Below are 14,835 nucleotides of genomic sequence, written 5' to 3' on the forward strand. Positions count from 1 at the left end.
TCGGGGCCGGCTCCGGAGGACGAGCCGTCGCCGCACGGCCGGCCCAGTGCCGGCTGCCGGGCGGCGGTGACCGGGGCCGGGCCGGGACCGGGAACGCGCGGCGAAGCGGGCCCGCGCCGGGGAGGGGCCTCGGCGCGGGCGGGGGGCGTCGGTGGGCTAGTCCGGGTTGGCCGGTGTGGTGGCGGAGGCGAGCCGGGTCAGCCACTCCGTGAGCAGCAGGTGCTCGCCCGGGGTGAAGGCGCGGTCCTCCTCGGCCTCGTCCAGCAGGACCTTGAGCGCCACCGCGTGCCGGGCACGGGCCGCGCGCGGTTCCTCCACGGGGGCCGCCTGCTCCGCGTCCGTGACCAGGGCCGCCAGTACGGCGTCCCGCGTGCTCTCCGACAGCCCCTCGTGCTCGGCGAGCCGCCCGGCCGCCGCGGCGCCGATCAGCGTGACCGTCACCCCGATGCCGGTGGCCTGGATCATCTCCGCCGCGGCCTCGACGCCCATGCGCAGCCGGCCGGTCTCGGCGACCCGGGTGACGAGCTGCAGAAGCATGCCGTAGGCCTCGTCCGTCGCCGCGGCGCCCTCGTCGGGGCGGGGGTCGGTGTAGAGGAGCCGGTACAGGGCCGGGTTGGCGAGCCCGAAGGCCACGTGCAGGTCCCACCCGCGCCGAAGCTGCTCCACCGGGTCACCGGAGGCGAGGTTGGCCTTCTTGTCGGCGAGGTAGGCGGCGAGACCTCGCCGCGCGACCTCGTCGAGCAGACCCTGCATGTCCCCGAACTGCCGGTAGATGGTCTGTGCCTGCACTCCTGCGGCCGCGCTGACGGAACGGGTGGAGACCGCCTCCCGTCCGCCCTCGGCCAGCAGGTCCGCCGCTGCCCGCAGGATGCGCTCGCGCGGCTGCGGGGTCGTGTCGATCGCTGTCATGCAATCAATGATAACGCTTGACTGTGATCGATGGTGTGTTATCGTCGATGTATCAAGTGAGTGAGCGGCGATCCGGCCGAGAAATCGGCACGTCAACGCCCTCGTCAAGGAGGAAGAATGTCCGCTGAGACCTCGCACACGGTTCTGGTCACCGGTGCCGCGACCGGAATGGGAGCCCTCTCGTCCGTCTCGCTCGCCCAGGCCGGCCACCGCGTCTTCGCGTCGATGCGCGACCCGCACGGCCGCAACGCCGAGAAGGCCCAGGCCCTCACGGACCAGGCCAAGGGCGCCCCCGGCGAGCTGTCGGTCGTCGAACTCGACGTGCTGTCGGAGGAGTCGGCCGCCGCGGCCGTCGAAGAGATCGTGCAGCAGGCCGGCGGCATCGACGTCGTCGTGCACAACGCGGCCCACCTGCTGGTCGGCGTGACGGAGGCGTTCAGCCCGGAGGAGGTGCTGCGCGCCTTCGACGTCAACGCCGTGGGCGCCCTGCGCGTCAACCGCGCCGTCCTGCCGGTGATGCGCCGCCAGGAGTCGGGCCTGCTGCTCTGGATCGGCTCCGGCACCACCCGCGCCATCCCGCCCTTCCTCGCGCCGTACACCGCCGCCAAGGCCGCCTTCGACGCCTTCGCCGAGTCGACCGCCTGGGAGGTCACCGCCTACGGCATCGAGACCACGATCCTCATGCCTGGCGTCTTCACCCACGGAACCGCCCACTTCGCCAACGCGGCCTTCCCCGCCGACACCGGCCGCACGGCCGCGTACGACAAGATCGCCCCGTTCCTCGCCTCGATGGGCGAGGACACCGAGCGGATGATGGTGAACGGCGTGAGCGCCGACCCGCAGATCGTCGCCGACGAGGTCGTCCGGGTCGTCGACCTGCCCGTCGGACAGCGCCCGCGCCGGACCGTCGCCGACGGCTCCGACTACGGCGCCGAGATCATCAACGGCGCCGCCGAGGAACTGCGGCTGCGCCTGGCCCGCCGGATGGGCGTCACCGGCCTGCTCGGCCGCCTGTGAACCCCGTGAGAACCCCCGCACCCCCCTTCGTACGAGGAGAAACACCATGTCCGTGAACCGTCGCAAGCTCGGCAACTCGGGTCCCGAGGTCTCCACCATCGGCCTGGGCGCCATGGGAATGTCGGACCTGTACGGTCCGGCCGACGACGCGGAGAGCATCGCCACGCTGCACGCGGCGATCGACGGCGGCATCAACCTGATCGACACCGGCGACTTCTACGGCTCCGGCGCCAACGAGATGCTCATCGCCCGCGCCCTGCGCGAGCGCCGCCGCGAGGACGTCGTGCTGAGTGTGAAGTTCGGCTCCCGCCGCACCCCCGACGGCGCCTTCCAGCCGGTGCCCTACGACGTCTCGCCGGAAGCCGTCAAGGACCGGCTGGCCTACTCCCTGCGCCGCCTGGAGACCGACTACATCGACATCTACCGCCCGGCCCGGCTCAACCCGAACATCCCGGTCGAGGAGACCGTCGGCGCGCTGGAGGAGATGCGTCAGGCCGGCTACATCCGGCACATCGGCCTGTCGGAACTGGGCGCCGACACGATCCGCCGCGCCGCCGCCGTCGCCCCCATCAGCGACCTCCAGATCGAGTACTCGCTGCTCTCCCGCGGCCCCGAGCAGTCGATCATCCCGACGCTGCGCGAACTGGGCATCGGCCTGACGGCGTACGGCGTCCTCTCGCGCGGTCTGCTCAGCGGCCACTGGTCGCCCTCACGCGAGCTGAGCGGCAACGACTTCCGCGCCCACTCGCCCCGCTTCCAGGGCGAGAACCTGGAGGCCAACCTGCGCCTGGTCGAGGCCCTCGGCCGGGTCGCGGAGCGCCTCGGCGCCACCACCAGCCAGGTGGCCATCGCCTGGGTCGCCGCCCAGGGCGAGGACATCGTCCCGCTCGTCGGAGCCCGCCGCCGGGAGCGGCTGGCGGAGTCCCTGGGCGCGGCGTCCGTGACGCTCGACGCGGAGACACTGAAGGAGATCGAGGAGGCCGTCCCGGCCGGCGCGGCAGCGGGCGAGCGGTACGCCGCGCCCCTGCTGGCCACGCTGGACAGCGAGCGCTGAACCCGAGCGCCCGGCGCGCCGCGACAGGCTGCACGCGAGCCACGGACCCGGCTGCCCACGGGTCCGTGGCTCGCGTGCGTTGTGCGGCGGGCCCGGGCGGGCGGGGACTGCGCACCCGAACACAGGACTGACACACACACGGCTAGGCTGACCCGCCCGTGTTCCGGCGTGCCAGGGAGCGTCCATGCGTGATCGAGAAGCGGCAGACCTGCGCGAGGACGCCGGCCTCGTCCGGCTGGCCCAGCGAGGGGACGCCACCGCCCTGGCCCTGCTCCTGGAGCGGCACGCGCCGGGGATGCGCGCGGTGGCCCTCGCCCTGCTCGGGCCGGGCCCCGACGCGGACGACATGACGCAGGAGGCCGCGCTGACCGCTCTCCGCCGGATCGGGGACGTCCGCGACCCCGAGGCCGTCGGGCCCTGGCTGCGCATGATCGTGCGCAATGCCTGCCGCTCGCTGCTGCGCGGCCAGGCGCGCACCGAGCCCGTCGGCGACCCGGCACCCCCCGCGACCGCCGACGCCGATCCCGAGCGGTGGCTGGAGCGCAGCGCGCTGCGCGACTGGGTGTGGGAGGCCGTCGACCAGCTCTCGCCGACGCTGCGCATGCCCCTGGTGCTCCGTCACTTCAGCCGGACAGTGACGTCGTACGAGGACATCGCCCGCGCCTGCGGGACACCGGTGGGCACGGTCCGCAGCCGGCTCAGCCAGGCACGGGCCCGGCTCGGCGACCTGCTCACGGACCTCACCGCCGCCGCGCACGGCGACGCCGCCGCCCGCACGGCCGCGAGCCGACTGGAGGCCCGGGACACCCTGGAGGCCGCCGAGCTGGGCCGGTTCGGCTCGTTCACGGCCCGGCGCTGGTCCCCGGACGTCGACCTGTATCTGGGCGGCCGACGCGTCGGCGACCGCGAGGCGCTGGTCCGGGGCATGGAGTGCGACCTGGCCGACGGCGTCCGCCAGCGCCCCTACCACATCGTCGCCGGGCGGTCGCTGGCCGTGTGGGAGATGGAGCTGATCAGCCCGCCGGACGACCCGGAGCACTGCCCGCCGGCCGTCGCCTGGCTGCTGACGCTGGACGAGGGCGGCCGGGTGCGCCGTGTCCGCCTGCACCACTCCAGGCCGCTGCGGCCGGACCAGGCGAGGCTGCCCGAGGCCGCCGACCTCCTCATGTGACGACGATCACTCCGTACGCGTCGAACTTCCGCCGCGCGACCGCGTCCTGTCGGCGTCGACCCTGACGACCGACCACGGAACGGAGTTCCCATGACCACCCAGCCGACCGCATCCCTGGCCCCGGGCGCGCACACCATCGAGGTGGACGGCACCGCCCAGGCGTACCACGTGCACGGCACCGGCCCGGTGTGCGTCGCGCACCCCGGAGGCCCCGGCATCCCCTGGGAGTACCTGCGCGTCCCGGCGGTCGAGCGGCACCTGACGATGGTGTACGTCGAGCCCGTCGGTACCGGGGCCTCCGGCAGGCTGCCCCGGCACCCCGACGGCTATGTCCGGGCCCGCTACAGCCGCTGCCTGGAGGCGCTGATCGACCACCTCGGCGTGGGCCCGGTGCACCTGCTGGGCCACTCGCACGGCGGCTTCGTCGTCCAGTACCACGCACTGCACCACCCCGGGCAGGTCGCCGGGGTGATCCTGTACGACAGCGCACCGGTGACCGGGCGGGAGCACGGCGCCGAGGCCATGCGCCAGGTGCGGGCGTTCGCGGCCCGGCACGCGGACCGGCCGGAACTGCCATCGGTGCTCGACGCCCTCCAGTCGGTGCCGGCGGCCCGTGACGACGCGGGCATCACGGCGGCGCTCCGCGGCCTCCTCCCCGCCTACTTCGCCGACTACTGGAACCGGGAGGCGGAGTTCGACGCCTTCCGGCGGAGCACCGGCGGGGTCTACATCTCCGGCCTGGACGACAACGGCGAGCCGGACGTCATCGACGACCGCGAGGCCCTGCCGCGGCTCAGCCTGCCCGCGCTGGTCCTGGTCGGCCGCTACGACGTCATCTGCTCCGTGCGCTGGGCGGAGGAACTGCACGAGCTGATCGCCGGGTCCGAACTGGTCGTCTTCGAACACAGCGGCCACTTCGCCCACCTGGAGGAACCCCGGCGCTTCACGGAGGCCGTCACACGGTTCGTGACCCGGTGACCGCGGTCCCGGCGGCGATGGTGTCGTGGTCCGGGAAGCGGGCGGCGATGGCGGAGCCGGTGAAGGTCCCGGTCCAGCCGTCCTCCCGGTGGAAGAAGCGGATCGCGGTGAACGCCGGCCGCGTGCCCATGTCGAACCAGTGCGTGGTGCCGCGCGGTACGCCCAGCAGGTCGCCCCGCTCGCAGAGGACCGCGTGCACCTCGCTGCCGATGTGCAGGTAGAAGACGCCGGAGCCGGAGACGAAGAAGCGGATCTCGTCATCGTCGTGCGTGTGCTCGTGGAGGAACTTCGCGCGGGCGGCCTCGGCCTTCGCCGGGTATCCGGGGTCGTCGCCCGGGTGCAGGCCGAGGACGTCGACGGTGGTGAAGCCCTCCTCGGCGGTCAGCCGGTCGATCTCCGGGCCGTACCCGGCGAACACCGCCTCGCCGTCCGCGTCGGCGGGGACGTCCGCGCGGACCGGCCACCGCTCGAAGCGCACGCCGAGCGCGTCGAGGGCCGCGGCGATCCGGGCGGGATCGGACGTACGACGGAGAAGCCGCTCGGGACCGGTGTCCGGCCAGGTCATCAACAAAGTCATGGTGCAAAGCTAACTTGCTTGATGTCTGCCCTGCACACTCATGACATGAGTGACTGACGTAATGTCTCAGCAGTTGTCAGTCATCGGCCCGAGAGGAGCCCCGTGGACGAGGACCTGATCGCCGGGACGATCGCCGCGATGATCCCGGCGGCACGGAGGGAACTCACCGAGTTGGTGGCCTTCCGCTCCGTGGCCGACCTGGACGTCAGTCCGCGCGTCGAGTCGGAGAAGGCCGCGAAGTGGATCGCCGACGCCCTGCGCGCCGAGGAGTTCGAGGACGTCGCCGTCCTCGACATGCCGGACGGCTGGCAGTCCGTGTACGGCTTCCTGCCCGGCCCGCCGGACGCGCCGACCGTCCTGCTCTACGCGCACTTCGACGTCCAGCCCGCGCTGGACGAGAGCGTCTGGACCAGTCCGCCCTTCACCCTGACCGAGCGGGACGGCCGCTGGTACGGGCGGGGCACCGCCGACTGCAAGGGCGCCGTGCTCATGCACCTGCTCGCGCTGCGCGCGCTCAAGGCGCACGGCGGGGTGCCGGCGAACGTGAAGGTGATCGTGGAGGGCTCCGAGGAGCAGGGCACGGGCGGCCTCGAACGGTACGCCCGCGCCCACCCCGGCCTGCTGGCGGCGGACGCCGTTCTGATCGCGGACGCGGGAAACTTCCGGCGCGGGGTGCCGACCGTGACGGCGGCCCTGCGCGGTATCACCATGCTGCGCGTCCAGGTCGACACGCTGCGCGCGAACCTGCACTCCGGGCAGTTCGGCGGCCCGGTGCCCGACGCCCTGACGGCACTGCTGAAGATCCTCGCCTCCCTGACCGACGAGGACGGCACGGCCCGGGTGGACGGGCTGCCGGCGGACGGCCACTGGCCGGGGCTGGACTACCCCGAGGCGGACTTCCGCGCGGACGCGGGCCTCATCGACGGGGTGCACCTGACGGGCACGGGCACCGTCGGCGACCGGCTCTGGGCCCGGCCGTCCGTCGGCGTGATGGGTGTCGACTGCCCGGCCGTCGAGGGAGCCACCCCGACGATCCACGCGACGGCACGGGCCGCGCTCAGCCTGCGCATCCCGCCCGGCCAGGACGCGCGGACGGCGACCGCGCTGCTGGTGGCACACATCGAGAAGCACACCCCCTGGGGCGCCCGCGTCTCCATCGAGCCGCTGGGGCAGGGGGAGCCGTTCCAGGCAGACGTCTCGGGACCGGCGTACACGGCCATGGCCCAGGCCCTGAGCACGGCGTACCCGGGGCAGACCATGCGGCTCGGCGGCTTCGGCGGCGGCATCCCGCTGTGCGGCGCGCTGGCCGAGCTGTATCCAAGGGCCGAGATCCTGCTGCTCGGCCTCAGCGAGCCGGAGGCCGGCATCCACGCCGCCGACGAGAGCGTCAGCGTCGACGAGCTGCGCCGACTGGCCGTGGCCGAGGCCCATTTCCTGCGGGGTTACGCGGCGAACGGCGGTCGCTCCGGGCAGGGATGAGGGCCGCTCGGGCAGGCGTGTTCGGCGTGGCACCGGGCGGTGTTCGCCGTGCCGTCGGACGGGGTTGGCCGTAGCGCCGGGGTGAGTGCCGTGCCGGTGCTCCCCGAGCGGCGGCCGCCTCCGGCGGTCAGGGCCGGCGCGGGCGGCAGGGGGCGTGTACCGGTCCGCGCCGGTCGCACGCCGGGCAGTGCCGTGCGGGGCCGTGCCGCATCGGTCCGCCCGGCCGGCACGGCCGCAGCCCTCCGTGGGGCCCGGCACCGCGCGGAAGCCGGTCCCTTCAAGCCCCGGTGCCGGGGGCGAGGACGGTGAGGGACGCCCGGGAGGCGGTGCCGGACACCGGTACCGCGCCGCCGGTCCACGCGACGCGCAGGGAGTCCCGCTCGTCGGGCGGAGTGACAAGGAGCCAGGCGGGCTTCGCCGACTCGGCTCCGCTCACCCCTGGGTTGGTGAAGGAAAGCCCCGACCACGCGCTCCGTCCCGGAGCGAGGGTGACCGGCGTCGCCCGGCCCGGCGTACGGGCCGGATCAGGTCCCAGCTGCCGGCCTGTGGTGTCGGTGAACGCCGCTCCCGGATACCCGGCCACGGTGCAGGAGCGGCTGGAGGTGTTCGTCAGCACGACGGGGAAGTTCTCTTGACCTGCTCCCGGATCGTTCCCGCCGAGCGAGGCGCGCAGCTCGGAGGTGTGGCACCGGCCGCCTGCCACTCCGCCGACGCCCGCCGCGGACGACTCCACCCCGCCGGAGGCGGACGGTTCACCCGCTGCGGGTGTCCGAGCCGGAGGTGTGGAGGCGGCCGTCGCCGTCTCCGTGCCCGGCGCGGGGGACGCCGACGGGCCGTTGCCGCCGTTGCCGCAGGCTGTCAGCAGTGCCGCCAGGGCCGCGGCACCTGCCAGCAGAGCTGTGGAGGGAAGTTGGCGAGGTTTACCCGTCATGAGTACTCCTTCATAGACACGCCACATTAGTCCAGTGCGGCAACAAGACTTACATACAGAGTGCTTCGATGCGTGTTAACTCACTCGATGCAAACAGTTGTCACTTCTTTGCCAGTACTTGACGTGCACTCAGGTATCAATGAGTGAATGCATGTCTTGCGGTCACTCATGAGGTAATCGCAAGGGTCTAAGGTTCAAGAGGGCGGTGTGGTTCCTCCCCGGACATATCACGCCGCCCCACGCTCACCCATGCGCCGTCGTACGCGCGATTCCGGGCCGACGGGTGAGCCCGCCCTCACGATCGAGATGGATACGATGTCCCAGAATGCTGCCGCCGCGACGGCTGGTCCCGTCAGTCCCGACGACGTGGCGGGTCTCCGCGCGGCCGTCACCGGCCCCGTGCTGGAGCCGGCGGACGCCGCCTACGCGGCCGAGTGCGCCACCTACAACCTCGCACAGCCCACGACGCCCGCCGTCGTCGTCGGGGCCACCAGCGCGGAGGACGTGGCCCACGCCGTCACCTTCGCCACCCAGCACGGCCTCGCGGTCGCCGTCAAGAACGCCGGCCACCAGGTGGTGCCGACGGTCGGGCAGAACTCCCTGCTGATCACCACCACGCGCATGACCGGCGTCGAGGTGGACGAGTCCGCCCGCACCCTGCGCGTCGGCGCGGGCGTCCGCTGGCACGAGGCACTCAACGCCGCCGCGAAGGCCGGCCTCGCCCCGCTGGCCGGCTCCTCCCCGGGTGTCGGCGTGGTCGGCTACACCCTCGGCGGCGGCCTCAGCCCGCTGCTGGGCCGGGCCCACGGCTACGCGGCCGACCACGTGCGGTGGATCGAGGTCGTCACCGCCGACGGCGTCATCCGCACCGCCACCCCGGACGACGAACCGGAGCTGTTCTGGGCCCTGCTGGGCGGCAAGGGCAACTTCGGCGTCGTCACCCGCATCGAGTTCACCGCCGTCGAGCTGACCGTCTTCTACGGCGGCGGACTCTGGTTCCCCGGCGAGGACATGGCCGAGGTGCTGGAGGTCTGGCGGACCTGGGCGCCGACCCTGCCCGAGACGGCGAGCACCTCCTTCGCGGTCCAGCGGCTGCCCCAGGACGACGCGCTGCCCGGGCCGTTGCGCGGCGCCTTCGTCCTGCACGTGCGCTTCTCCCACCTCGGCGACGCGGCCGAGGCCGAGGAGCTCCTCGCCCCGCTGCGGGCCGCCGGCACCCCCGTCCTCGACTCGATCGCCCCGCGCCCGGTCCCGGACATCGGCGCCATCCACGTCGACCCGGTCGACCCGCTGCCGTACGTCGAGACCGGCTTCGGCCTGCGCGAGTTCTCCACCGAGACACTGGCGGCGCTGGTGGAGGCGGTCGGTCCCGGCTCCGACTGCCCGCTGGTGACCGTGGAGGTGCGCGCCCTCGGCGGCGCCCTCGACCGGGAACCCGAGGCACCCAACGCCGTGCCCTCGCGCGGCCTGCCGTACATCAGCTTCGCCTTCGGCGTCGCCGCGCCCCCCGACCTGCCCCTCATGGACGAGCACCTGGCGAAGTACGCGGCGGCCCTGTCCCCGTGGGCGGATCCCCGCAACGTGGTGAACTTCGTCTCCCGGGACGAGGCCGTGTCCGAGGCGGAAGTCAGGCGGCTGTACGGCGCCGAGCGTTATCACCGGCTCGCGGCGGCCAAGCGGCGCTGGGACCCGGACAACGTCTTCCGCCGCAACCACAACATCCGGCCCGCCTCGGCGCCCACCGGAGACTGAGCGCCGCGGCCGACGGCCCCGGGGCCCGAAGGACCGGCCCGGCCACCTCCCGCAGCACGTCCCTTCCGCCGCCGTGCCCCCGTGCACGCGGCGGCAAGGCCGTGCGGGCGTGTGACCGGAGCGGTCCCGGGCCCCAGCAGAAGGAAGGACCCCATGTCTGGACCCCACGCGCGTGAGGTCGAAGCCACCCACGGCCTCGGTGCGCACAGCCGGACGCACCGGGCGGCCCGCAGAGCCGGAAGCCCGTACGCGGCGGACGAAACGGAGAGCGCGCGCCCGCCCCACCCCCACACCGGGGGGAACGGCGCGGCAAGTGATCGTTTCTTAGGACCGGACGGCCGACACGGGCAGGCCGAGGCGGAATCCGCCGCGGGAGGCGGGCACGGGCGGACCGCGACGGGACGGCCGGTGGTCGGCGTACTGCCGACGGGCGACCCCATCTCGGAACTCGCCCTGGAGAACTTCGTCAGGCAGTGCCCGCACCTGGTGTGGACCGCGGACACGAACGCGGCGGACGTCGTCGTGGCGGCTCTGCACAGCCCGGACACCCCGGCGGTGACCCGGCTGCGCAAGCAGGTGGGGGAGCGGGTGCCACTGGTGCTCGTGGTCGGCGGGGAATGGCGCGCCGGCCTGCACCAGGCCGTCGTCTCGGGAGTGCGGGCCGTCCTCCCGCGCTGCGGCTTCACCTGGGAGGCGTTCACCCAGACCGTGCGGCAGGTGCGCGCGGGCCACGCCGACCTGCCGCCGGCCCTCCAGGGACGGCTGATGGACCAGATGCAGTACACCCACCGGGAGGTGCTCGTACCCCGTGGCCTCACCCCGGGCGGACTCACCGAGCGCGAGGCGCAAGTGCTGCGACTCATCGCCGACGGCCATGAGCTCCAGGACATCGGCAACCAGCTCGGCTACTCGGAGCGCACCATCAAGAACGTGCTCTACGGCGTCATCAAACGGCACCGGCTGCGCAACCGTTCCCACGCCGTCTCCTTCGCCATCCGCTCCGGCCTCATCTGACGCACCGTACGAGGCACGGGAGACCGGTCCGCGCACGCGCGCCGCCGACCCCGCCCGCGAAAGGAACCCAGGTCTTGAGCACCACCGTAGCCAAGCGGGCCCCGCGCGAGGAGGGCCCCTCCATGCCCGAGGGCCAGGTGGAACTCGCCGAGCCACCGGTGCTCGGCGAACCCGCGATGACGGACATGTCCTCCGCCCTCATGTACCTCCCGATGGGGTTGGGCAGCGGCGCGATGATGCTGGTGTTCACCCAGGGCAGACCCGGACCGACGACCTACCTCATGTCCGGCATGATGGGCGCTTCGGTCGCCGGCATGGCCCTGACCCAGCTGGGCCGCTCCGGCAGCGAACGGCGCCGCAAGATGCGCGCCGAGCGCCGCGACTACCTGCGCTACCTGGCGCAGAAACGGCAGCAGGGCCGGGAGGCCGCGGAACAGCAGCGCAAGGCCCTGCTGTGGAACGATCCCGACCGGCCACGCTGCCCGTGCTCGCCGAGGGAAGCCGGCTGTGGGAACGCCGGCCCACCCACGACGACTTCGCGCGGATCCGCATCGGCGCCGGCTCGCGCCGCGCGGCGCTGGAGTTCCTGCCGCCGCAGACCCGGCCGGTGGAGGACCTGGAACCGCTCACGGCGATGTCGCTGCGCCGCTTCACCCGGGCCCACCAGCGGGTGCCGCACCTGCCGGTGCCCATGGCACTGCGCCGGTTCACCAGCGTCGAGTTCGCCGGTTCCGGCGCCGACGTGCTGGCGCTGATGCGGGCCATGGTCGGTCAGCTCGCCGTACTGCACGCGCCGAACGATCTGCGGATCGCCCTGCTGGGCCGTGGCGTGGCGGCCACGGAATGGGAGTGGCTCAAATGGCTGCCCCACAACCAGCACCCCGAGGAGACCGACGCGGCCGGCCCGGTGCGCCTGGCCGCCGACGATCACGAACGCGAACTGCTCACCACCGACCTGTCGGGCGCCAACGGGCACATCGGTGTCGTCGGCGCCCCGCAGACGGGCAAGTCGACGCTGCTGCGCACCCTGATGATGTCGCTCGCCCTCACCCACATCCCGCAGGACGTGCAGTTCTACTGCCTCGACTTCGGCGGTGGCCTGGCCTCGATCGGCGGCCTGCCGCACGTCGGTTCCGTCGCCGGCCGACTCGACCGGGACCGTGTACTGCGCACCGTCGCCGAGATGACCCAGTTGCTGGAACGGCGTGAACGCACCTTCGCCGAACGCGGCCTCGAAACGATGGTCGCGTACCGGGCGCTGCGCGCCGAGGGCGCCGTCGACGACCCGTACGGCGACGTCTTCGTGGTGGTCGACGGCTGGGCAACGCTGCGTTCCGAGTACGAGGACGCGGAAACCGTCCTGATGGACCTGGCCGCCCGCGGCCTCGCCTTCGGGCTCCATCTCGTCGGTTCCGCCGTCCGCCGGTCCGAGTTCCGGCCACGGCTGCGCGACCTGATGGGGACCGAGCTGGAGCTGCGGCTCGGCGACGCGGTGGATTCGGAAGTGGGCTCGCGGATCGCCGCCACCGTCCCCGACCAGCCCGGTCGCGGCCTGGTGGCGTCCGGCCACCACTTCCTGTCCGTGCTGGCCCGCATCGACGGTTCCGCCGGGACCGAGGACCTGACCACGGCGATCCGGCCGGCCGCTGCCGAGATCAACACCTTCTGGATTGGACGCCCGGCCCCCGAGGTCCGGCTACTGCCCGCCCGGCTGCCGGCCGGCCAACTGCCGCCGCCGGCCGACACCGAGGAACTGCGGTTGTGCCTGGGTCTGGACGAACAGCGTCTCGCACCCACCTGGCACGACTTCGGTACGACACCCCACCTGATGGTGTTCGGCGACGGCGAGGCCGGGAAGACCAACGCCCCGCGCCTGGCCATCCGTGCCGTCCTCGCCCGCTACACCGCCGACGAGGCGCGCATCCTGGCCGCCGACCCGGGACGCGGCCTGCTCCGGGACATCCCCGAGCCCTACCGGGTCGGCTACGCGGTCGACGGACCCGCCCTCACGGAACTGATGAAGTCGGCCGCGGTGTCACTCGGCAAGCGCGTTCCCGGCCCGGAGATCACCCCCGAGCAGCTACCCCGGCGCGACTGGTGGCACGGGCCCCGCCTGTTCGTCGTGATCGACGACTACGACCTGCTCTCCAGCGGCCCAGGGATGAATTCGCCCGCCTCACCTCTGGTGGACCTGCTGGCCCAGGGCCAGCACATCGGCCTGCACCTGATCGTCGCACGCAGTCCCTCCGGCGCCGCCCGCGCCGTGATGGACCCCCTGCTGCGACGGGTGTGGGAACTGGGCAACCCGGCCCTGCTCCTGTCCTACCAGGTTCATCGGCGAGGCCCGAACGCGCCTGCTGCCACCCGGCCGCGCCCAGCTGGTCACCCGGCGCTCGATCGGTCTGGTGCACCTGGGACTGGTGACCTCCGCGTGACCGCCACCCGCCCGAACCACTTTCCCGCCACCCCTTCCCGCAGCGGAGTAACCCCATGACCACCCCACCCCCGCTGACCCCGGCCGTCCCCGACCTGTGTCGTCTCACGATCGAGGGCCTCGCGGGGCGGGCCGACCTCGCCGTACCCGTCACCATGCCACTGGCCGCACTGCTGCCGGTGCTGTTGCGGCAGGCCGGGAAACCGTCCGATGACGGAGCCTCCTGGATACTCCAGCGGTTCGGCGAGGAACCACTGGACCTCGACGGCACCCCGCAGACCCTCGGCCTGCGGCACGGCGACGTGCTGTACCTGCGCCCCGCGGCGGAAGCCGTGCCGCCGCTGGTCTTCGACGACGTCGCGGACGGTGTCGCGCACGTCGTCGAAGGACGGCCCGGCCGCTGGTCGCCCGGCGCGACCCGGTGGCTGGCCCTCGTCACGGCCTGCCTCGCCGTCGCCGCCGCCGCGATCGCCGTCCTGCTCGCCGCCCCGGGCGGCACCACGGCCGCCGGCGCGGGTATGGCCGCCCTCGTTCTGGGTACCGCCGCCGCCGTCGTCGCGCGGCGCGGCCGGGCGGACCGGGCCGTCGTCGCCGTCGCCGGCTGCGGAGCGCTGGTCCTCGGCCTGCTCGCCGGCGTCGTCTCCACCCCGGCTCCGGACACCACGGGACTGCTGCTCGCCGCCGCCTGGCTCCTCGTCCTGTCCGGCGGACTCCTCGCGTGGCGCACCCTGCCGCCGCTGGTACCGGCCACGGTCCTCGCCCTCGCGGTCAGCACGGCCGTCATCTGCGCGGTCCGTGCCACGGGCTGCTCGGCCGCGAAGGCCACCACCCTGGTGGCGGGCGCCCTGTTCGTCCTCGGCCACCTCGGTCCGCGTGTCGCGTTGCGCACCGCCCGCCTGCGCGTGCCTCATCTGCCGTACGACGCGGAGCAGTTGCAGCAGGGCATCGAGCCGGAAGCGGAGGAGGACGTCCAGCGGCGGACCGTCGTGGCGGTCCTGCTGCTGGACGTACTGGCCCTCACCACCGCCGTGATCTGCACCGCCGCCTGGGGGCTGCTGTCCCTGGAGGAGGGCTGGATCGACTGGACGCTACCGCTGGTCTTCGGAGCCTCGTTGCTGCTGCGCGCCCGCGCGCTGACCGGTGTGGTCCAGCGGACCGCGACCACCCTGGGCGGCGCCACGGCCCCCCTTACGGTCGCACTCGCCCTGGGAGCACGCCACGGGACCGGGGCGTGGGCTGCGGTACTGGTGACGCTGCTCGTCGCCGCGGTACTGCTGCTGTGGACGGCGCAACGGCTGCCCGGCGGCAGGCTCCTGCCCGTGTGGGGACACGTCGGCGACATCGCCGAGTGGGTCTGCGCCATCGCGCTGCTGCCCCTGCTGCTGCAACTGGTGCACACGTACGGTCAGTTCCGTTACCTGGCCGGCTGAGGGAGCGGCGTGCAGACACGGGACCACCTCCAGGCCTACCAGTTCGCGATGGGCCGGCTGGCCGCGGCGCTGGTGACGGGACAGCCCGG

12 protein-coding genes are annotated in these 14,835 nt (G+C 73.3%); 9 read left to right on the forward strand and 3 right to left on the reverse strand.

Going from position 1 to position 14,835, the window contains the following annotated elements; all coding sequences use genetic code 11:
* Window positions 1-156: 156 nt before the first annotated feature.
* Window positions 157-909 (reverse strand): TetR/AcrR family transcriptional regulator, encoded by a 753-nt coding sequence (locus tag C3492_RS04945; RefSeq protein WP_103810493.1) that lies wholly within the window; start codon window positions 907-909, stop codon window positions 157-159.
* A 117-nt stretch (window positions 910-1,026) separates the two neighbouring features.
* On the opposite strand from C3492_RS04945, the gene C3492_RS04950 reads away from it, so the two are divergent.
* The 4 genes from C3492_RS04950 to C3492_RS04965 all read left to right on the forward strand — a co-directional run bounded on the left by C3492_RS04950 (window position 1,027) and on the right by C3492_RS04965 (window position 5,129).
* Complete coding sequence (locus C3492_RS04950; protein WP_103810494.1) at window positions 1,027-1,926, forward strand: SDR family NAD(P)-dependent oxidoreductase; 900 nt, start codon at window positions 1,027-1,029, stop codon at window positions 1,924-1,926.
* Between the two features lie 46 nt (window positions 1,927-1,972).
* Window positions 1,973-2,980, forward strand: a complete 1,008-nt coding sequence (locus tag C3492_RS04955) for an aldo/keto reductase (RefSeq protein WP_103810495.1) — start codon at window positions 1,973-1,975, stop codon at window positions 2,978-2,980.
* Between the two features lie 184 nt (window positions 2,981-3,164).
* Entirely contained in the window at window positions 3,165-4,151 is a 987-nt protein-coding gene (locus tag C3492_RS04960) for an RNA polymerase sigma factor (RefSeq protein WP_103810496.1), read from the forward strand.
* Window positions 4,152-4,241: 90 nt separating this feature from the next.
* The gene (locus tag C3492_RS04965) at window positions 4,242-5,129 is read left to right on the forward strand and encodes an alpha/beta fold hydrolase (RefSeq protein WP_103810497.1); all 888 of its coding nucleotides are present in this window, start codon (window positions 4,242-4,244) and stop codon (window positions 5,127-5,129) included.
* Here the strand turns inward: C3492_RS04965 and C3492_RS04970 are convergent.
* Window positions 5,107-5,706, reverse strand: coding sequence for an acireductone dioxygenase (locus tag C3492_RS04970; protein ID WP_103810498.1), 600 nt, complete (start codon window positions 5,704-5,706; stop codon window positions 5,107-5,109). The genes C3492_RS04965 and C3492_RS04970 overlap by 23 nt on opposite strands.
* 102 nt (window positions 5,707-5,808) lie before the next feature.
* Here C3492_RS04970 and C3492_RS04975 point away from each other — a divergent pair, with 102 nt between their 5' ends.
* Entirely contained in the window at window positions 5,809-7,185 is a 1,377-nt protein-coding gene (locus tag C3492_RS04975) for a dipeptidase (RefSeq protein ID WP_103810499.1), read from the forward strand.
* A gap of 277 nt (window positions 7,186-7,462) precedes the next feature.
* Here the strand turns inward: C3492_RS04975 and C3492_RS04980 are convergent, their stop codons facing one another.
* Window positions 7,463-8,116 (reverse strand): DUF4232 domain-containing protein, encoded by a 654-nt coding sequence (locus C3492_RS04980; protein WP_103810500.1) that lies wholly within the window; start codon window positions 8,114-8,116, stop codon window positions 7,463-7,465.
* A 315-nt stretch (window positions 8,117-8,431) separates the two neighbouring features.
* Between C3492_RS04980 and C3492_RS04985 the strand changes: the two genes are divergently transcribed.
* The 4 genes from C3492_RS04985 to eccD all read left to right on the forward strand — a co-directional run bounded on the left by C3492_RS04985 (window position 8,432) and on the right by eccD (window position 14,746).
* Window positions 8,432-9,868: an FAD-binding oxidoreductase gene (locus C3492_RS04985; RefSeq protein WP_103810501.1), complete on the forward strand. Its 1,437-nt coding sequence runs from the start codon at window positions 8,432-8,434 to the stop codon at window positions 9,866-9,868.
* Window positions 9,869-10,276: 408 nt separating this feature from the next.
* Entirely contained in the window at window positions 10,277-10,882 is a 606-nt protein-coding gene (locus C3492_RS04990) for a LuxR C-terminal-related transcriptional regulator (protein WP_181140205.1), read from the forward strand.
* A gap of 454 nt (window positions 10,883-11,336) precedes the next feature.
* Window positions 11,337-13,376 (forward strand): type VII secretion protein EccCb, encoded by a 2,040-nt coding sequence (gene eccCb, locus C3492_RS04995; RefSeq protein ID WP_258055495.1) that lies wholly within the window; start codon window positions 11,337-11,339, stop codon window positions 13,374-13,376.
* The gene (gene eccD / locus C3492_RS05000; protein ID WP_103810503.1) at window positions 13,373-14,746 is read left to right on the forward strand and encodes a type VII secretion integral membrane protein EccD; all 1,374 of its coding nucleotides are present in this window, start codon (window positions 13,373-13,375) and stop codon (window positions 14,744-14,746) included. The genes eccCb and eccD overlap by 4 nt, the downstream gene beginning before the upstream one ends.
* The last annotated feature ends 89 nt before the right edge of the window (window positions 14,747-14,835 follow it).

Source organism: Streptomyces sp. Ru62 (assembly GCF_002920615.1).
GTDB lineage: Bacteria > Actinomycetota > Actinomycetes > Streptomycetales > Streptomycetaceae > Streptomyces.